Genomic DNA, 19,138 nt, shown 5'->3' on the forward strand with positions numbered 1-19,138 from the left:
CACCTCATACCGGTTACGGCAACAAAATCAACACGACGCTCAGCACCAGCAACAGCGCCATCAACAGGTTGAATACGCGCATCGCCCGCGTGCCTGGCAGACGCCCGCCGAGCAGATGCCCCAGCACCGCCCAGCAGCCAACCCCAAACAGGCAGACAACCAGCGACAGGATACAAAAGATCGCCAGCGGCTGCGCCTGGTTGCTGACGAACATGCCGAGCCCCGACAACGAAAACAGCCAGGCCTTGGGGTTAAGCCATTGGGCCAGGGCGCCAGCCCAGAACCCCGGAATCGTGACGCCGGCAGCGCCCGACAGCCCTGGTTCGGCGCTGGCAATACGCCAGGCCAGATACAACAGATACGCCGCGCCAACCCAGGCCAGCACATCCAGCAGCGCCGGGCTCTGCGCCAGACTGCCGAGCAGGCCAAGGCCGAGCAGCAATACCAGCAGCGCATAACCAAACGATGCGCCGAACACGTAGGGCATGGCGCGCAGCAGGCCTGCCCGCGCCGCGCTGCTGACCGTCACCACACACACCGGCCCCGGCGCGACCGAACCCACCAGCGTAAAAGCCAGCATCGCCAACCACAGCGACAGCATCTTGCGCCCTCACAACCATGACAGCGGCATGCTGAAGCAATCGGGCTGGTCTGTATTGAAGGAAATTGCGCACGTAAAAAAGGCGCCTTGCGGCGCCTTCCCAAAGTCCGGGCTCAGGCCCGGTCCCCAGGCTGCTTCAACTTTCCGGCCTCCCCTGATCGGGCTGACTGTAGTCGCACACGCCCTGCGGGAAAATCGCGTTGAGCTGGTCGATCTCGCCGCTGTCCGGCACCCAACCTCCATAAGTACCATCAACCAGCGCAGTGCTGACCGGTTTCAGCGCGCATTTGAAGATGCTGCCTTCAATCGGTCCTCCCGCCTGCATACGCGAGGTTTTATAGGTCGGGAACTGCTGGGTACAGGCGCCTGCCGGCTGCTCGTTGATGATGCCGTCCCACACCCCGTCGCCTTCGGCGATCAGGCTGCCGTCGGTGTTGAAACAGCTGTCCAGTGCGGACGCCGGACGGTTCTCACCAATACTCAGATCGGGGTTTTCGCGGATGTTGGTCAACCACTCATCCAGCACCTCCAGCGCCATCCAGGTCTGATCGAAATTACGCTGCGGCCGCGGACGATCCGGGTCCGAGGTATCAGTTGGTCTGGCATCGGTAAACCAGATCACCTGGTTATCCGCATGGCCCATGCGGTTCAAAATGCGCTGGCGGGCAGAGAAGGACTGATGGCTGTTATGCATATCCAGCACCTCCTCCAGGTAATGCCGCCAGTCGATCACTGGTATGTTGAGCTGGCCATCAAACACAATACCCTGCGCGTAGGCGGCGTTCATCGCCAGCGGATCGCCCTCGGTTCGCGGCGCCGGTGTTGTCCCGTCAACACTCAGATTCATGTTGCGGCTGCTCCACGGATCAAAGTTGCCCGGCGTATGCGGCGGCAGAAACGGGGAGCCCTCCTGAACCATTTCGCTCGGCTGCTTCCAGCCGCCAATCAGCGCATTGAGGCGCAGGAACTCGGCCGGCGTGATCTGGCCCTGGCGCAGCGGCTGAAGGCCATACTGCACCCCGACATTGTCAAACAGCGTGCGTGGCTCGCCCTGCTCGTCAACGCCGTAGACGTTGCGCAGGTCATCGAAGTGGGTCCAGTGCACGTCTGCCATGATCTCCGGCGGGTACATCTGGTCCTGATAGGGCGCCTGGCCGTAATGCGGGTTCATGGTGAGAGGCGTCAATCCGCGCCAGGCAGGAATGCACTCAGTGGAACCGGGCGCACTGGCAAACCCCAGCGCAACTTTGGTGTCATACAGCGGATCAGGGTAATCGTCGGTCGCGTTGAGGCCCACCAGCAGGCTGCGGTTCTCGGTAGTCTGCCAACGCAGGTTGGCGCGGTCGGTTGCGTCCATAAAGTACTCGAGCAGCTCGCAATCCCCAATGTGAATCGTTTGGGTCACCATGTCCGGATAGGAATATTGCGGCACCCCGGCATCAATCAGCCCCGGGTGATTCTGCGAGTAGACGTACTGTTGAATCGCACCACCGGAGCCACCGATGGCCACAGTGTACTCCGGCACCCCGAAGCGTTTGACGAAGTGCTCCTTGGTCATCAGCGCGGTCTCGCCACCGACCTGCAGGTTGTAATGCGTACTGGCACGCGTGCCAGTGGAATAGATCACGGCATAGCCCAGCCCGAGGACCTCGGGGGTCAAGGCGTCACCACTCAGACGCCCCTGGCTGTGGCCAATACCCACTCCGCCCTCGAAATGATAGAGCAGCCGTCCGTTCCAAAGGTCGGTACTGGCGGCGTCATCCGCGTCGTTACGGTCAGCCAGGGTGGCAAAACTGTAAATAAACCGGTTCAGCGTACCGACCTCACGGCGCACCACGAAGTCGACCGTGCGGCCATCGGTTAAGGTCGTGGTAGCCATGTCTGCAGGGCGGCTGCGGTCCTGCGGTAATGGGGCGTAATCGCCTTCGGTGGTCATGTAGAGGAACTCTACCCGGGGCTCAATGGCGCAATCGCGGCTATAACCAACCACGGTTTCGCCTTCATAAACCGGATATCCGGCCTCCTGATTGTCGACCAGTGGCTGAATACCAACCTGTTGCACCACGCTGCAGACGAATGGGTACTGCTGCGGACCGGAGAACACCGGCCCGGTCTCGGGATACGCGGTCAAGGTCATGCTGTAGAGCTCGCCATGGGTGCTGTGGTGCAACTCAAGGCGGTTTTCACCCAGCGTCAGACCTTCGACCAGCACCTCCAGCCGACCATTGCGCTGCACCATGCGGCTGGGTTCGATCTCGGTATCGTTCAACCACAGCTCCAGGTTATCGAGCTCGGCATCAACCAGATCAATATCACCTTCGATGGTAATCAGAACGTCGTCACCGGTGACCTGATCGACCGCGCTGGAAAGCACGCCAAGGGACAGGTCCGGGCGATTTGTATCATTGGAATCGGAGCCGCCGCTGCTGCTCAAGCAACCAGACAGGGCCAACGTCAACAAACTGAGTGAAAAGACGGGTGCGAGACTGCGCAGGTGTGCCATGGATCATCCCTCTCCGGCAATGGGCTTTTTGTTTTTGGTATCACGCGCCCCATCCTAGGGCAGAGCGTTTTGTGGAAAACAGGTACAGATCTGCCAATCCCACTGATACAGATGTTGCCACTCACTGCATCTGGGCAACCAGCGCCCCCAGCCGCCGTAGTTTCTCCCGCACTTCGGGCGTCAGGCCGCTGCCAACGTTGAGTCGCATAAAATCGGAATGCCGCGGCCCGACGGAGAACACACTGCCGGGAAAAATGTGAATGCCGTCGTTCAGCGCCTGCTGGAACAGCTTGCGTGAGTCCCGGTGCTCGGGCAGTTTCACCCAGAGTACACACCCCCCCTCCGGCGGGTGCACCCAAGTCCCCGACGGGAATGACTCGCGCACCAGTTCCAACGCCTCAGTGACCTGTTGCTCAAGCGCCGCCCGAAGCTGCACCAGATGTTGGGCGTAGGCACCGCTTTCGATAAACCGGCTCATGACCAGCTGCGGCGCCGCGGCCGTAGTGATGCTGCTGATCTGTTTCAGCTCCCGCAGCCGATCATGGAAACGACCCGCCGCAACCCAGCCGAGACGCAGGCCGGGCATCAAGGATTTTGAAAACGAATTGCAGTAAATGACCATGCCAGTGTGATCGAGCGCCTTGGCCGGCTGCGCGTTGCCGGCATACACGGTGTCGCCCCATATATCGTTTTCGATCACCGGCACCTGATAGCGCGACGCCATCTCGACCAGCCGCTGCTTGCGCTCATCGGTCATGACATACCCGAGCGGGTTCTGCGCGTTGCACGACAAAATACAGGCCTTGACCTGCCCTTGCCGGAACACCTGCTCCAGCGTGTACAGGCAGATGCCATCGCGGTAATGGGTCGGAATCTCCACCGCACGGCGCTGCAGGACATCCAGCGCCAGCAGAGTCCCATAGTAGGTTGGCGACTCTACAGCCACCACGTCACCGGGCTTGGTCACCGCACGCAAAGCCAACTCCATCGCCTCCATGCAGCCATTGGTGACCAGAATGTCGTCTTCACCAATCCCTGCGTCATAACCAATGCTGCGGATGGAAAGCTGACGTCTCATCGCCGGCAGGCCGTTGGGATGACTGTAGTCCCACATCGTGCGGGCATGGCGACGGCTGGCATCGCGCCAAAGGCGCATGATGCGCTCAACCGGCATCAAGCCGGGGTCGGGTAGCGCAATCCCCAGGTGCAACGCTTGCTCGGAAATATGCGGTTCCATAAAGCGCAGGATCTCTTCGCTCAGAGATATCTCGACCGGCAGCACTGGAAAATGACTGACATTGTCATTGACCGCCGGCCTTGGCAGCGCGTGGCGCACGTACGCCCCTGAGCGGTCACGCACTTCGATATAGCCGTCCATTTCCAGCTTGCGCAACGACTGAACGGTGGTGTTGATGCTGACGCCAAAGGCTTTGCTCAGCGCCCGAACCGAGGGCAGGCGTTCGCCCGGAATAAAGCCGCCGCGCCGGATATGCTCGGCCAGGCGTTCGCTTAGGGTTTCGTAGAGAAACAGCTCCTGAGACATGGCATTCCCTGCCCCGCAGCATGCTGCACCGCGGCCACTTGTATTCTTGTAGGCATGCACGGAGTGTAGCGCCCGTGTTTCGATGCGCCAACCTGGTGCACCTCTCTGGCATCTTCCCCAGTGCCGATCGGCCCGGCAGCACATCCGTTGACTGAACATCCACCGCAGCCAGTCTGCGGCTTCTACCCTTCGACAGCTCGCTCCCCGTCACAGCGCCCCACTCGCCCGTTTGGGTGCTTGTTTACCCCGCCCCGCCGCCTAACATGCGCGATGCATATTGCGAAAATGTCTCCTTTTGTTTCAACACCTGATTCAGCCTTACTGGAGACCCGTCAGCACAACAACAAAAAGGAATGCCCATGCACACTCTGTTCAAACGCGGTCTGGCCGCACTCGCCCTCAGCACCCTGGTCAGCCTGCCGGCCATGGCCAGCAACCCCGGCATCAGCAGCCCGGACACCATGATCCTTGGCGATTCGATCTTTGCCCTGTCCGGTGATATTCACGAGAACCTGGAAGCCGATCTGGACGAGAACATCGACACCTACGCCCGCTCCGGCTGCCAGCTGACCGGCGGTAACGTTCTCTGTTCACGGCTGTATTCGGTAGAAAACCAGTATGCCCGGGCGGACAAGAGCGGCATTCGTACGGTGATCTTCAATGGCGGCGGTAATGACATTCAGCTCAACAGCTGCCGTCCGTCGCTGAGCGCCTGCATGCCGCTGCTCAACGAGCTGGAAGATCGCATCGCCACCCTCGTGCAAAAGATGCGCAATGACGGTATCGAAGAGATCATCTTCCTCGGCTACTACAACGCCGCGGGCAGCGCCGAGAACCTGCAGGACATCAACAACTACAGCATGAACTACAAGGCTGCCGCCTACCCGGGCATGGGTGTGAAGTTTATCGATGTGCGCGCCGACTTCGCCGGCCGCGAGTCGATTTACATCACCAGTGACGGCATTCATCCGACCGCAGCCGGCTCGCGTGTGCTGTCCAACCGCATCCTGCAGGCCTTGGACTGATCCGCACTGCTAACTCCATGGTCGCCGGGGCTAAACGGCGGACACGCTTTGCTTAGTCCGCCCTACGCATTATCCCCGCCGTGGCCTGGCATCGTCATCGGCTGCTTCGCCAAGCCCTGCGACATATCGCCTGTAGGGTGGTCAACGCACCGCGTTGGCCACCGGGGGTGAACGGCGGACACGCTGTGCTTGGTCCGCCCTACGCATTATCTCCGCCTTGGCCTGGCATCGTTATCGGCTGCGTCGCCAAGCCCTGCGACATATCGCCTGTAGGGTGGTCAACGCATCGCGTTGGCCACCGGGGCTGAACGGCGGACACGCTGCGCTTAGTCCGCCCTACGCGTTGCGCCGCTGATCAGGCGCTACCGGCCATGATCCGCGCCAGCAGGCCGGCGGTAGAGGCATCAGCGCCCGGCAGGCGCTTGATGTCGCCGCGGATGCAGGCCAACGCATCTACGGCGATACGTTTACCCATCTCCACGCCCCACTGGTCAAACGGGTTGATTTCCCAGATCACCGACTGCACGAACACCTTGTGTTCATACAGGGCAATCAGCGCACCCAGGCTGTAGGGCGTGAGTTCATCCAGCAGCAGGGTCGAGCTGGGTTGATTACCGCGATAACGACGGTTACGCGGCAAGGTGTCGGCATCCTCTACCGCCGCATCACCGAGTGCCAGCAGCCGCGACTGGGCCAGACAGTTCGCCAATGCCAGCTCATGCTGGGCCCTCAGTTCGGCCACGGCAAGGCTGTGCTGAGCCTCGCGGTAGCGCCGTGCCGGCACGATAAAGTCGCAGGTGACCGGCTCGGTCCCCTGGTGCAGCAACTGATAGAACGCATGCTGCGCGTTGGGGCCGATGGTGCCCCAGACAATCGGGCAGGTGGCGTAATCCACCGTGTCGCCGGCCAGATTGACCGACTTGCCGTTGGATTCCATCTCCAGTTGCTCAAGGTAGTTGGGCAGCTCCTTGAGGCGTCCGTCGTAGGGCAGTACCGCGTGGGCGTTGATACCCAGCATGTTGGTGTTCCAGATACCGATCAGCCCCAGCAGCACCGGCAGGTTATCGGCCCAGGGCGTCTGACGGAAATGCTCGTCCATCGCATGCGCACCGGCCAGCAACTCACGAAAACCCGCCATGCCGATCGACAGCGCAATCGGCAGGCCAATGGCCGACCACAACGAAAACCGCCCGCCAACCCACTCCCACAGCGCCAGTTGATTGGCCGGGGCAATCCCCCACTCCATCATGCGCTCGGCCGCTGCCGACACGCCGATAAAGTGGCAGGCCAGCAGCCCCGGCAGCTCGCCCAGCTCGCGCTCCAGCCAGCCGCGGGCGGTAGCGGCATTACTCAGCGTATCGATGGTGGAAAACGACTTGGATGAAATGATAAACAGCGTCGCATGGGGATTCAGGCCACCCAGCAGCTGCGACACCTGGCTGCCGTCCATGGTCGAGGCAAAGTGCACCCGCAGCGGTGAATCGTTAGCCGGGCGGGAGTCGGTGAGCGCCTCGGTGACCATCAGCGGGCCAAGGTCCGAGCCACCAACGCCGATATTGACCACATCGGTAATCGCCTCACCGGTGGCTCCACGCCACTGGCCGCTGCGCACCTTCTGCACGATGTCGTCCATGCGTTGCAACTGAGCCTGCACCTGGGCGTTGATGTCCTCCCCGGCCAGCACGCAGCCATGCTCGGCCGGCAGGCGCAGGGCCCAGTGCATCGCGGCCCGACCCTCGCTCGGGTTGACCGCAGCACCGGAGAACAGCTCGCTCATGTGCTCGGCCAGCCCCTGCTCGGCTGCCAGATCAAACAGCAGCGGCAGCGTGCGGGCGTCCAGCCGCTGCTTGGAAAAATCAAACAGCAGCGGGCCGAAGGTACGATGCAGGCTGTCAAAACGCCCTGCATCGGCAGCAAACAGCTCGGCCAGATGGCTGCTGCGCAGCTCCGCGGCATGCTGCATCAGCGCCTGCCAGGCGGGCTTATGCGTCAATGAACTGCTCATGTCATCGCCGTCCTATGCCGTAGTAGGTAAAGCCGTTCTGCTTCATGAACGCCGGATCCCATACATTGCGGCCGTCGAGCAGCAGTGGCGCGGCCATCAGCTCGCGCAAGCGCGGCAGATCAGGGCTCCAGTAGGCTTTCCATTCGGTAACCAGCATCAGCGCATCGGCACCGGCGACTGCTGCATACGGGTCCTGATGCAGCACCAGATCATCGCGCTCACCCGCCCAGCGGGCCAGCGTGTCGAGCGCACGCGGATCATGCACATGCACCTCAACGCCCTGGGCCCAGAGCGCCTCAAGCAATTTGAGCGCAGGCGCATTGTTGATGCGCGAGGTTTCCGGCTTGAACGCCACGCCCCACAGCGCCACCTTGCGGCCGCGCAGGTCGGTGCCGTAATGCCGCCACAGCTTGCGAAACAGCACCTCTTTCTGGCGCTCGTTGATATTCAGCACCTCATCAAGCAGCTGAGCCGCCAGGCCACTGCCTTCGAGGGTCGAGGCCAGACTCATCACATCGCGGGAGAAACTCAGACCGCCGAAGCCGCAGCCGGGATACAGGTAGGCATCGCCAATCCGCCGGTCAGCGCCCATGCCCTGGCGCACCTGTTCGATATCCACATCCAGGCTGTCGGCCAGATTGGCCATATCGTTCATGTAGCTCAGACGGGTAGCGAGCATGCCGGTGATCGCCAGTTTGGTGAACTCCGCTTCACGCGGGCGCATCGGCATGATGGCGTCGCGGCGGCGATTGAATGGCCGCAGCAGCTCGGTTACCAGTTGGCGGGCCCAGTCGGCATCAGCGCCCAGCAGCCAGCTGTCGGCACGCATGAAGCTTTGCAGCGCATTACCCTCGATCAGCAGATCCGGCAGGCTGACCACCGCCCCCGGATTCACAGGCGGCGTGTCGCAGTCGAGCAGCGTTTGTTGCAGCAACTCGCTGCTGCCCACCGCAAAGGTTGACTGGTTCACCACCAGCCAGCGCCGCGTGCAGCGCTCCGGCAACGCGGCAATCAGCGAGAGAGCCTCGGGCATGCTGTCCGGGTTCAACGCCAGCCAGATCACCGCGGACGGTTGCGGCGGTGCTGCGAGAGGCGCAAGCATCAGCCTGCCGCCTTGCAACTGCTCAGCCATCAGGTCTGCCAGCCCGGCCTCCCGAAAGGGGCACTCGCCGCGCTGCAACTGCTCGGCATGCGGACCGGCCGGCAGATGCAACTGCACCTGGTTACCGGTCGAAGCCAGCGCCGTTGCGCTGACCAGGGCGCAAAGCGTGTCACCGTAAACATCAACCTGCATGGTGCCTGTCCTCAGCCCGCGCGCTTACTGCGCATAGCGGGCCAGCAATCCCTTGAAATCCTGCCCCAACGCCGGATGCTCCAGCCCGTAGGCCAGTGTCGCTTCCAGATAACCCAGCTTGCTGCCGCAGTCGAACGAGCGGCCACGCATGCGATAGGCCTCTGCCCCGGTCTGCTGCATCAATGCCGCAATCGCATCGGTCAGCTGAATCTCGCCGCCGGCGCCCGGCTTTGTTGCTGCCAGCAGCTCGAAGATCTCACCCGGCAGCACATAGCGGCCCACAATCGCCAGATTGGAGGGTGCCGCCTCGCGGGCGGGCTTTTCCACCACCTGCTGCATCAGCGCCTGCTTGCCCTGATGCAACTGCGCGCCACCCAGATCAACCACACCGTACTGATGCACCTGCTCCCACGGCACCGGCTCAACCATCACCTGCGCCTTGCCAGTGGCGACAAAACGCTCGGTCATCGCCTGCAAGTCAGACGCCACCCCCGCCTGGGCCACCAGCACATCCGGCAGCAACACCGCAAAGGGCTGATCGCCCACCACCGGGCGCGCGCAAGCCACCGCGTGACCCAGACCCAGCGCACGGCCCTGGCGCACCGCCGTAACCTTCAGCTCCGGCGGCGCAATCTCGCGCAGCACCTGCAGCAGGGCGTCCTTACCGCGCCGTGCCAGCTCAGCCTCAAGCTCGTAGTTGACGTCAAAGTGATCTTCAATGGCCTTCTTGCTGGCGTGGGTCACCAGCACAATCTCGTTGATACCCGCGGCCAGCGCTTCCTCAACCACATACTGCACCACGGGCTTGTCCACCACGGTGACCATTTCCTTCGGAATCGCTTTGCTGGCCGGCAAAAACCGCGTGCCCAGCCCCGCTACGGGTAAAACAGCCTTGGTAACCTTCACGACAACTCCTGATTATTCAAATTCATTCATCCTGTGGGGCGCGACGCCAACGTCCACCCTGCCCCAACCGGCCACGGCATGCCGTGGCCCTACGAATCGACAGCGGCATTAGACAACTGCGGTGCATCGCACACACTGCCCACGCACCAAACACCCCGCACCCGCAGGGACGCGGCATGCCGCGTCCGCATAAAAACCCAAAACCCGACCAAGCAAGATTGGCACCACCCCAACGGGATCAATACGCCACCAAAGAACGTCAACCCCTCTAAACCGGCGATCCCGCAACGATCAACGATGCCCAGCCTGCGCCAGTACTTGCTCAATCACTGCACAGGTTTTGTTCATCTCCGCCTCGGTCAGCGTCGGGTGCACCAGAAACATCAGGCTGGTCTCACCCAGCTCACGCGCCACCGACAAACGCTCCGCCGGCCGCCAGCCGGTATCGTCAAACGCCTTCTCCAGATACACCTCGGAACAGGATCCCTGAAAACAGGGCACGCCTTCGGCCACAATCGCCTCGATAATACGGTCACGCGTCCAGCCAGCAGCCAGCTTATCCGGTACCACCTGAACGTAACACTTGTAATGGGCATGCACACAATCAGCGGGGAATGCCGGTACGCGCACAACATCAAATGCGCGGCAGGTATTCCAGATACGCTCCGCATTGCGCGTGCGCGCCGCCGTCCAGTCGGCCATGCGCCGCAGCTGAATTCGCCCGATCACCGCCTGCAGTTCAGTCATGCGCCAGTTGGTGCCAAAGCTCTCGTGCAGCCAGCGGAAACCCGGCGGATGCTCGCGCTCATATACCGCCTCCCAGCTCTTGCCGTGATCCTTGTAAGACCACATGCGCGACCACAGTTCGCGGTCGTTGGTCGTCACCATACCGCCTTCACCGCCGGTGGTCATGATCTTGTCCTGACAGAACGACCACGCACCCACATGCCCAATGGAGCCGACCGAACGCCCCTTGTAACGGGCACCGTGCGCCTGCGCACAATCCTCAATCACGAAGAGACCGCGCTTGGCCGCCAACGCCATGATCGGGTCCATATCGCACGGCCAACCCGCCAAGTGCACACAGATGATGGCTCTGGTGCGCTCGCTCAGCACCGCTGCAATGGTCTCGGCAGTGATGTTCTGCGAGTCACGGTCCACATCCGCAAACACCGGCACGGCACCTGCCGTCACAATGCTCGAAGCGGACGCCAGAAAGGTACGCGGCGTGACAATCACCTCGTCACCCGGCCCAATGCCCAGCCCCTTCAGCGCGAGGTCAAGCGCCTGCGTTCCATTGGACAGCGCAATGGCGTGATTGCAGTCGACCCAGGCCGCAAACTCCTTCTCAAATTCACGCCCCTCCTGCCCGGTCCAGTAATTGACCTTGTTGGACAAGAGCACCGCCTGCAGCGCGTCGGCTTCTTCTGAGGTGAACGACGGCCAGGGTGAGAAAGGGGTGTTAAGCATGGATGAAAGCCCTTAAAAGACAGACCGAGCAGCCATTACTGCTCGGCAACAATAGAGAATTAACGGGGGCGTGCTGGAACGCCAACCAAAGTCACGCCGTCAGCTGTATTAGCGACAACGGCAGCACCCGCACCAACCACAACATCACTGCCGATCTGCACCAACTGCCGAACACTGGCGCCAATGCCAACCCAGCTTCTAGCCGCGACAACAACCCCGCCAGCCAGATTGGCCCCAGGGCTGATATGCACCCCATCGGCGAGCACACAGTCATGGTCAACAGTGGCCCCCGTATTGACGATGACACCTTTGCCAAGTTCACTGTCAGCGTTAATGACTGCGCCCGCGAAAACGACTGAACCAGCACCGATACGTGCATACCGGCTGATGTAAGCCGAGGGGTGCTGCAACACAGGCACCTGCGCCCCGGCATTCAGCAGCTGATGGAGCTTGGTCAAACGGATAACATTGTTGCCGATACCCACAAGCACACCCTGAAACTCGGCAAGACGCGCAATAAGTTCAGCGGTGCCGCCGATGACCGGCCAATGACCGTTAACGGCCAGCGCTGGCCAGCGGTCATCAAAGAAACTGACCTGATCCCAGCCGCAGACCTCGGCGCAGTCGGCAATCACCTTACCATGACCGCTGGCACCCAGCACCGCAAGGTGCTTCACGAGTCGCTCCCGGTGAACTTCGACATGGTTGCCTCTCCTTCCGCGCTAATGCCATCACGCACCAACACTTTTTTAACGGTAAGAAACAACACCCTGATATCCAGCCACAACGAACGGTTATCCACGTACCAAACGTCCAGCTTGAACTTCTCTTCCCAGCTCAATGCATTGCGACCGTTCACCTGGGCCCAGCCAGTCACCCCCGGCCGCACCTCATGCCGCCGCGCCTGCTCGGCTGAATACAGAGGCAAATACTCCATCAGCAGCGGCCGTGGCCCCACCAGACTCATATCGCCTTTAAGCACATTCCACAATTCCGGCAACTCATCCAGACTGGAAGAACGCAAAAACTGCCCAAAGGGCGTTAAGCGCTCAGCATCAGGCAGCGGATTGCCGGCAGCATCCAGAGCATCTTTCATGGTGCGAAACTTGATCATCTCGAACGGCTGGCCATTCAAGCCCGGGCGCACCTGGCGAAATAACACGGGTGAGCCCATCTTGCGGCTGATTTGCCACGCAACATAGCCAATAACCGGAGCCAGCAACAGCAATGCACACCCCGACGCAACAATATCGAAGGCGCGCTTGATCATTGAATCCCCATTTCCTTGAGCATGACAGCATTCACTTTATGCACATCGTACTTCTCTTCCGCGATTTCACGCGAACGCTTACCCATGCGAACGGCCAGATCAGGGTCTTCAATAAATCGCGTCATAGCGTCGACCAACGCATCAACCGACTTCACAGGCACCAGAAAACCGTTCTCGCCATCGATGACCGTTTCACGGCAGCCAGGCGCGTCGGTAGTAATAATCGCGCGGCCCATTGCCATAGCTTCCAGAACACTACGGGGAGTCCCCTCTCGGTAACTGGGCAACACGAAGACGTGGGCTTGTGCGAGAACATCACGCACATCGGAAAGATGGCCGTGCCATACTAAACCTACGGACTTGGACCACTCCGTTGCTTCCTCCTCCGAAATTCCATTTGGATTTGAGTCTGACCCGCCAACGAGATGGAACTCCACGTCAGGCCGGAGAGCATGAAGGTAGCGCGCTGCAGCAACGTACTCGCGGATACCTTTATCTCCGAGCAATCTCGCAACGAGCAAAAATCGCATAGGTGGAGCGGGTAGTGGCTGGAGGACAAAATGATCTAAATCAACACCCGACCCCGCAACTAGTCTCACCGGAACCCTTGAGGGCAAGAGGCCAAGGCGATTGAAATCATTACGGTCATCTGGATTCTGAAAGAAGACCAAAGTAGATTGTCTTAAGGCAATCCAATAAAGGCTACGTGCCAGGTGACCGACAATCCTACGTACGCCGCTAGCTCCACTGGTAAACGCATAGCCAAGACCTGTGATTAAGGCAACTCGATTCCGCACATTCACAATCCGGGCAGCTATAAGGCCCCAGACAACAGGTTTTACAGTGTAGCCGATGAACAGGTCTGGACAAATCTGGCGCATTAACCCCATAAGCGCATAAACTGTCCGGAGGTCCGCGATTGGATTAAGCCCTGAGCGCAACAAAGGCACGGCGTGGCAGTGGACCCCCCGCGACTCAAGCCAGTCTTTGGTTGGTTGGTCCAGATCAAGGCCTGGCGCCACAGCGTGAACTGTATAGCCCCTACCGCACATTTCCTCAATCAGAGCGCCCCGAAAATTGCGCAACGACGGTGCAAATGAAGCAAGGATGAGAATCTTGGTCAATGTACAGACTCACTATTTCTAGAGTGATTCGAGCCACCTCTCCAAATCGAGAAAAGTAGGACAATTAGCATTGGCAAGAACATTGTTTTCTGCCTGATCGCGATGCCGAGATTGGCCGTTGTGTTGGCAAGCACGAACCAAGCTCCCAGAACAAAAAAAATATAAAAAGCAAAGGCAAAACGATTCAGATTAGATCGTGTACGCTTCAGTCGGAAAGCAACAACCAGAAACAGCAGCAAGAGCAATAAGTTTTCGAGCGAAACAGCAAAACTCAAAAGGCTGTTCGCATCAAAAAAAAGCGGCCGAAACAAGTAAGTGAATAGGCGCATTGGCGGAGACATTCCAGCAATATCGACGGAGCTACCCCCCTCAAGATTGTATCCTTGGCGCTCTTCAAAATAATTAGTAATATCGGCAACCCCGGTGGCATCTCCAAGGCCGGCATAACTCAGGCCAAACTGAACACCCGCGACACTTAGTGGAATTGCTGCCAACAGAAGAAGTAATTTCTTAATGGCTCCCATTTGGGAAGAAACCAGCAGAGCAAGGCATAGCGCTATAAGAAAGATACCTGCCATATGCGGCCTAGGTATCAGAAAGAGAACCGCCCCGAGCCCTATTGCCGGGAAACGTCTACCTGGATCCAAAGCAGCCCAAGTCACAAGACCTGCGGCCATGAAGGTCAGGGCATCTTTACCTATTGCCGAACTCCAAAAACTCAAACCTGGCAGATATAAAAAGAACACGCTAAAGTTTCGAATATAACGAGAGCTATTGCGAGTCACCTCTTGCACCCCAGAAGCAAATGCAAGAAGACCTATATAACCAAATATATTAAATACAAGAAAGGCATTTCCATACGAGAAACCCAGCCCTTGTGAAAGCAAGGCAGTTATGAAGTATATCCCAGACGTACCAAAGCTAAAATCAAACTCATACTCAAGCGAATTCAAATAATACAACCTTGAATCCGCGACATTATCTAGAGAGTACCAAATATAGAAAATACAAAAAAAACTATGCCAAAGATAAAGCGAAATAGCCCTACCATTAGAAACTTGAAAAATACGCCTTTGTGCGAAAGCAACAAACACCCCTGCAAAAAAAATAAAAAATGCAGAAATTACATGCCATGCTGTGTCTGCAAATACAAGCATCTCAAATAACCCTAGAGTTAGATTCAAGCCACGCCTGAAACATCAGCACGGTCCATAGTTGGTGATGCCACCGACGCTTCCCCGTTTGATGCTCATCCCACAACGTGCGCACCAGTCTGGTATCAAAGTATCCGCCCCTATTTAGAGCATCTTCACTCAGCAAAGTCTCTGCCCAGTCCCTAAGAGGCCCCCCAAGCCAATGTTCGATAGGGATGCCGAAGCCCATCTTTGGGCGTTCAAATAGTTCTCTGGGCACATGACGGGCCAGAACTTCACGCAACGGCCATTTCATTCGACCCTGACGATTCTTGATGTCACACGGTAAGCTCCAAGCATACTCAACGACCCGGTGATCAAGCATGGGAACACGCGCTTCCAAACTGACAGCCATGCTGGCTCTATCGACCTTCGTCAGAATATCGCCAGGGAGATAGGTTAACGTATCGAGATACATCATGACTTCGCGAAAGTCTTCAAGCTCCGGCCAGTCTTCCGCTCTGCTTAATAAAGTACCTGCTTCCGTAGCGCCCAGTAGCAGTGAGTCCGGTGCCTGAAATTGGGAAACCAAGCTTCGATAATAGGCCTTACCTTCCGAATGAGACAACACATCCCCCAGCTTTCGCAGGCGGTCACCAAGGGCAGGATATTGAAAACGCTTCGGCATATTCTGCATAACCTGATCAATCGCATGCGATGGTGCATGCGACAGAATTGCAGCCAATATTTTTCGCACAGGTGCGGGTAATCGACGCAAACCGCGATAGAGATTGAATCCCTGACCATAACGGTTGTATCCGCAAAACAGCTCGTCCCCCCCATCGCCGGACAGGCTAACAGTGACAGATTCCCGTGTCATTTTAGACAGTAAATAGGTAGGTATCTGAGAGGAATCGGCGAATGGCTCGTCCCAGAATTCAGGTAGTAGCGGGACGACATCCAACGCATCTTGGGGGCTGACATAAAGCTCGGTGTGATCCGTGCCAAGATGTGCCGCAATAGCCTTGGCGTGTTCTGCCTCGTTGAAACCTGGGACATCAAAACCGATGGTGAAGGTTTTAATCGGCTTATGAGATTGCGCCTGCATCATAGCGACTACTACGGAAGAATCGATGCCTCCAGACAAGAAAGCGCCCAAAGGAACGTCAGCCTCCATTCGCATACCAATCGCATCAAGAAGTAAGCACTCAAGTTGCTCAATCACCTGAGAGGTTGGCTCAGTTCTGCGCGGTGAGTTAACCGCATCCTTCAAAGACCAGTAGGGAACTGGCTTTTTCGCAATGCCGGACTCAACTTCAACCCAATGAGCCGGAGGCAGCTTAGCGACCCCCTCATAAATACATAACGGATCTGGTACGTACGCATGACGCAAATAGGTTGCGACAACATCGCGATCAACCCTACCAGACCAGTCCGGATGAGCAGCCATAGACTTGAGCTCAGAAGAGAATAGGAACGAGTTCCCCGAACGACCATAAAACAGCGGTTTTTCACCAAGGCGATCTCTAGCCAAAGACAAAACCCGCCTAACGTTGTCCCAAACAGCAAACGCAAACATACCGTTTAACCGAGGCAAAGCACCTTCTAACCCCCAGAGTTGCAAGGCAGCCAATAGCGTCTCGGTATCAGAGTGCCCCCTCCAACCAAACCTCCAGCCAGCTGCATTGATAGTACGCCTCAATTCTAAATGGTTATATATCTCGCCATTGAAAACGAGCACAAAGCGCCCATCAGCAGACAACATCGGCTGTCGACCCGCGTCACTCAGATCAAGAATTGCTAACCGTCGATGCGCTAAAGCGACGCCGGCTTCCGCATCAAACCACACTCCGGCACCGTCAGGGCCTCGATGACTGATCTGATCTGCCATTCGCGTTGCGATGTGCTCGAATGCTGACGTACCGTGACTAATAAAACCCGCAATCCCGCACATCAAACTGACTCCTTAAGTACAGACCGATAGAGGGCGCTATAACGCTCTACCACCGATGAAACCGAATAATGGTTCGCTATCCTGTCACGAGCTGCTATGCCGCGCTCTCTAAGAGTTATTGGCGCACAAGAAAGCGCCGCGTGAAGGGACGCAACTAGACCCTCAAGATCACGCGCAGGTGAAACCCATCCGGTATTCCCAACTATTTCACGCGCATCGCCAACGTCTGTTGCGACGCAAGGCACCCCCGTAGCCATCGCCTCGCCGATAACGTTTGGGAAACCTTCGGTACGTGATGAAAGACAAAAAAGATCCATTGCTCGCATCAAATCCTGTACATCCGCTCGCTGTCCCAACAACAAAGTGTTGTGATCAGGAGGATTGAACCGATCTAGATCTCGGCCTACCGCCAGCAGCCAGGCATTCTTGTGCGTTTTAGAGATGGTTCGAAATGCCCTAAAAAGAAGCTCTGGATCTTTTTCTAAGTGACCTCGACCAACATAGCCGATCACAATGGCATCCTGAGGAATAGCAAGAGAGTTACGAACCTCTCTGCGTGTACCTTCACACGGAAACCACATTCCGGTATCAAACCCGTTCGGCAGATGAACAGCCTTATCATCCTGATAGCCATGAGTGGCAAATTGAGCGCGAGAACGTGCGGAGTTATAAATTATGGCCTGCGTTGCGCCTGAGAGAGCCGCCTCAAGCCGGATCAGTCCTCGCTTCATCCAGGACTCATCCTCCAGAGTGTCAAGACTAGTACGTTGATTCCAAAGAAGTCTGGCATCTTTATTGCCGCAACGCCGAGCAAACGTTGCCGCTAGATTGCCATGGAGCATCCAACCTTGCAGGATATCTGCGGGCTCCTCAGATACCGCTGCTAGCAATCTTCGGAAAGCACCGATAGTAGGTTTACCGGGGTTCATATCAAGACAGGTAACGGGAACCCCTGCCTCATGCAATAACGGGCCATAATAGCCTGGCCCCATAAGCGAAATTACACGATTACAGAATTCCCTTTCGAGCCCATTTGTCAGCAAGGTATACAACGCCCGCTCGGCACCTCCAACTTCAAGGCCGGTGATGACATGAGTTATCGATACCAAGTATTTCGCTTTTAAAATAGTTTGCATAACACTCTACAGTATGTTCCTCAAGTACACGAAGCCTTGCTTTTCGACCCAATCGTTTGCGCAAGTCGTCATCACTAAGCAATTTTTTTATAGCCTGCAAAAGCGCACCAGAGTCATAAGGAATCAAAACTGCACAATTTTCATCCAAAAATCTACGAGTTTCTCCAACATCTGTTGCAATAATTGCACACTCAGATGCCATAGCCTCTAGGACAGACTGTGATGGATAATTATTTGTTGACTGCAGTGACAAAAATATCTTTGTTCGGCCAAGCACCGTTAACGGCTCATCGGTTTCGTATATAGAAAAGCCCTCAAAATCCATCTTAAGCGCCCCAAAACCACAAAGATGAACATTTAGACCAGCCATATCCTGCTTTATTGAATTTAACAGATCATAACCTTTATTCTCGACAAACCTAGCAAGCATCAAAACATCAATATCACGACGCGACGAAATATCAACCTGAGAAAAGTCAGTAAAACTACAAGGCGCCACCTTATAGTGCGCCCCGCCAGAACCACCAACTATCGTTTTCAGAATATTTCTTGCTTCAGCAGAAAGACAGTCAATACGGGAAAACAGCCTCACCGCCAAATTCGCATGGATTTTTTTTTGCCAATTTATTTTTAACGCAAAAGTTATATCAACCATTGAAACGCTTTTTTGCTTTCTTAAAGCAAGAAACCCACCAAAAAATGAAGAAATAACTCCTGGATTACAGCAAAAATGGATATGGTATTTTTTTAGCCCAATGATCATCCATGCAAGAGAAAGGGCGTCCCGTAGCCCTCCAAAAACACTAACATCATCTTCTCGATCTCTGCCATACATCAAAACCCTGACACCAGAATTTCTATTCAGATGACGCTCGACATTAAGCTCCGCGCCTTTTCTTGCAAGCAGGACTATCTCACCCACTTGGCTGCGTTCTGCCAAATGGGATGCAAGACGAACATATCGCCGTTCCATGCCCCCAAAGTTCTTGCCAGCCCAAAGTACAAAGGCTACTCGAACGGGCTCTTCTTTTCTATTCATGCTCCCCCTTAGACGGCAACCTTAAACATGCCAAGCAACCACATAGCCAAGTTATAAATACAGGACCAGCCATTTTCCAACTTCCAAACAAGAGCGCTCAAACGAAAATCCAAAAAAAGATACAACCTTAAAACT

General features: G+C 57.0%; 15 protein-coding genes. 1 reads left to right on the top strand and 14 read right to left on the bottom strand.

The features are described from left to right. Positions 1-13 precede the first annotated feature (13 nt). From B7O88_RS13640 to B7O88_RS13650, 3 genes are all read right to left on the bottom strand, one after another. A complete protein-coding gene (locus B7O88_RS13640) occupies positions 14-601 on the bottom strand; it encodes a LysE family translocator (RefSeq protein ID WP_088276578.1) in 588 nt (195 codons plus the stop codon). A 136-nt stretch (positions 602-737) separates the two neighbouring features. After that, the gene (locus B7O88_RS13645) at positions 738-3,104 is read right to left on the bottom strand and encodes a DUF6351 family protein (RefSeq protein ID WP_088276579.1); all 2,367 of its coding nucleotides are present in this window, start codon (positions 3,102-3,104) and stop codon (positions 738-740) included. Positions 3,105-3,225: 121 nt separating this feature from the next. Further along, complete coding sequence (locus B7O88_RS13650) at positions 3,226-4,647, bottom strand: aminotransferase-like domain-containing protein (protein ID WP_088276581.1); 1,422 nt, start codon at positions 4,645-4,647, stop codon at positions 3,226-3,228. Positions 4,648-5,006: 359 nt separating this feature from the next. On the opposite strand from B7O88_RS13650, the gene B7O88_RS13655 reads away from it, so the two are divergent. Beyond that, a complete protein-coding gene (locus B7O88_RS13655) occupies positions 5,007-5,672 on the top strand; it encodes an SGNH/GDSL hydrolase family protein (protein WP_160003186.1) in 666 nt (221 codons plus the stop codon). Positions 5,673-6,027: 355 nt separating this feature from the next. Here the strand turns inward: B7O88_RS13655 and pgi are convergent, their stop codons facing one another. The 11 genes from pgi to B7O88_RS13710 all read right to left on the bottom strand — a co-directional run bounded on the left by pgi (position 6,028) and on the right by B7O88_RS13710 (position 19,003). Next, entirely contained in the window at positions 6,028-7,677 is a 1,650-nt protein-coding gene (pgi, locus tag B7O88_RS13660; protein ID WP_088276583.1) for a glucose-6-phosphate isomerase, read from the bottom strand. A 1-nt stretch (position 7,678) separates the two neighbouring features. Continuing rightward, positions 7,679-8,971 (bottom strand): UDP-glucose dehydrogenase family protein, encoded by a 1,293-nt coding sequence (locus tag B7O88_RS13665; protein ID WP_088276584.1) that lies wholly within the window; start codon positions 8,969-8,971, stop codon positions 7,679-7,681. Positions 8,972-8,995: 24 nt separating this feature from the next. After that, positions 8,996-9,877 (bottom strand): UTP--glucose-1-phosphate uridylyltransferase GalU, encoded by an 882-nt coding sequence (gene galU, locus B7O88_RS13670; RefSeq protein WP_088276586.1) that lies wholly within the window; start codon positions 9,875-9,877, stop codon positions 8,996-8,998. Between the two features lie 291 nt (positions 9,878-10,168). After that, entirely contained in the window at positions 10,169-11,347 is a 1,179-nt protein-coding gene (locus B7O88_RS13675) for a DegT/DnrJ/EryC1/StrS family aminotransferase (RefSeq protein WP_088276588.1), read from the bottom strand. A gap of 59 nt (positions 11,348-11,406) precedes the next feature. After that, positions 11,407-12,024: an acetyltransferase gene (locus B7O88_RS13680; protein WP_088276590.1), complete on the bottom strand. Its 618-nt coding sequence runs from the start codon at positions 12,022-12,024 to the stop codon at positions 11,407-11,409. Beyond that, on the bottom strand, positions 12,021-12,617 hold the full coding sequence (locus B7O88_RS13685; protein ID WP_088276592.1) for a sugar transferase: 597 nt from the start codon (positions 12,615-12,617) through the stop codon (positions 12,021-12,023). Before B7O88_RS13685 ends, B7O88_RS13680 begins: the two co-directional genes overlap by 4 nt. After that, entirely contained in the window at positions 12,614-13,741 is a 1,128-nt protein-coding gene (locus B7O88_RS13690; protein ID WP_088276594.1) for a glycosyltransferase family 4 protein, read from the bottom strand. The genes B7O88_RS13685 and B7O88_RS13690 overlap by 4 nt, the downstream gene beginning before the upstream one ends. Further along, complete coding sequence (locus B7O88_RS13695) at positions 13,738-14,898, bottom strand: hypothetical protein (protein ID WP_088276596.1); 1,161 nt, start codon at positions 14,896-14,898, stop codon at positions 13,738-13,740. The genes B7O88_RS13690 and B7O88_RS13695 overlap by 4 nt, the downstream gene beginning before the upstream one ends. 1 nt (position 14,899) lies before the next feature. Next, entirely contained in the window at positions 14,900-16,828 is a 1,929-nt protein-coding gene (gene asnB, locus B7O88_RS13700) for an asparagine synthase (glutamine-hydrolyzing) (protein ID WP_088276598.1), read from the bottom strand. Next, positions 16,828-17,964, bottom strand: a complete 1,137-nt coding sequence (locus B7O88_RS13705; RefSeq protein ID WP_088276600.1) for a glycosyltransferase — start codon at positions 17,962-17,964, stop codon at positions 16,828-16,830. The genes asnB and B7O88_RS13705 overlap by 1 nt, the downstream gene beginning before the upstream one ends. Further along, a complete protein-coding gene (locus B7O88_RS13710; protein ID WP_088276603.1) occupies positions 17,903-19,003 on the bottom strand; it encodes a glycosyltransferase family 4 protein in 1,101 nt (366 codons plus the stop codon). The genes B7O88_RS13705 and B7O88_RS13710 overlap by 62 nt, the downstream gene beginning before the upstream one ends. Positions 19,004-19,138: the final 135 nt, after the last annotated feature.

It is taken from the genome of Halopseudomonas aestusnigri (assembly GCF_002197985.1).
GTDB classification, from domain to species: domain Bacteria; phylum Pseudomonadota; class Gammaproteobacteria; order Pseudomonadales; family Pseudomonadaceae; genus Halopseudomonas; species Halopseudomonas aestusnigri.

What these genes read in the sequence shown, in the direction of transcription:
- B7O88_RS13640 (WP_088276578.1), bottom strand. Translation starts at nt 601, where the DNA reads ATGCTGTCGCTGTGGTTGGCGATGCTGGCTTTTACGCTGGTGGGTTCG.
- B7O88_RS13645 (WP_088276579.1), bottom strand. Translation starts at nt 3,104, where the DNA reads ATGGCACACCTGCGCAGTCTCGCACCCGTCTTTTCACTCAGTTTGTTG.
- B7O88_RS13650 (WP_088276581.1), bottom strand. Translation starts at nt 4,647, where the DNA reads ATGTCTCAGGAGCTGTTTCTCTACGAAACCCTAAGCGAACGCCTGGCC.
- B7O88_RS13655 (WP_160003186.1), top strand. Translation starts at nt 5,007, where the DNA reads ATGCACACTCTGTTCAAACGCGGTCTGGCCGCACTCGCCCTCAGCACC.
- pgi (WP_088276583.1), bottom strand. Translation starts at nt 7,677, where the DNA reads ATGAGCAGTTCATTGACGCATAAGCCCGCCTGGCAGGCGCTGATGCAG.
- B7O88_RS13665 (WP_088276584.1), bottom strand. Translation starts at nt 8,971, where the DNA reads ATGCAGGTTGATGTTTACGGTGACACGCTTTGCGCCCTGGTCAGCGCA.
- B7O88_RS13675 (WP_088276588.1), bottom strand. Translation starts at nt 11,347, where the DNA reads ATGCTTAACACCCCTTTCTCACCCTGGCCGTCGTTCACCTCAGAAGAA.
- B7O88_RS13685 (WP_088276592.1), bottom strand. Translation starts at nt 12,617, where the DNA reads ATGATCAAGCGCGCCTTCGATATTGTTGCGTCGGGGTGTGCATTGCTG.
- B7O88_RS13695 (WP_088276596.1), bottom strand. Translation starts at nt 14,898, where the DNA reads ATGCTTGTATTTGCAGACACAGCATGGCATGTAATTTCTGCATTTTTT.
- asnB (WP_088276598.1), bottom strand. Translation starts at nt 16,828, where the DNA reads ATGTGCGGGATTGCGGGTTTTATTAGTCACGGTACGTCAGCATTCGAG.
- B7O88_RS13705 (WP_088276600.1), bottom strand. Translation starts at nt 17,964, where the DNA reads ATGCAAACTATTTTAAAAGCGAAATACTTGGTATCGATAACTCATGTC.
- B7O88_RS13710 (WP_088276603.1), bottom strand. Translation starts at nt 19,003, where the DNA reads ATGAATAGAAAAGAAGAGCCCGTTCGAGTAGCCTTTGTACTTTGGGCT.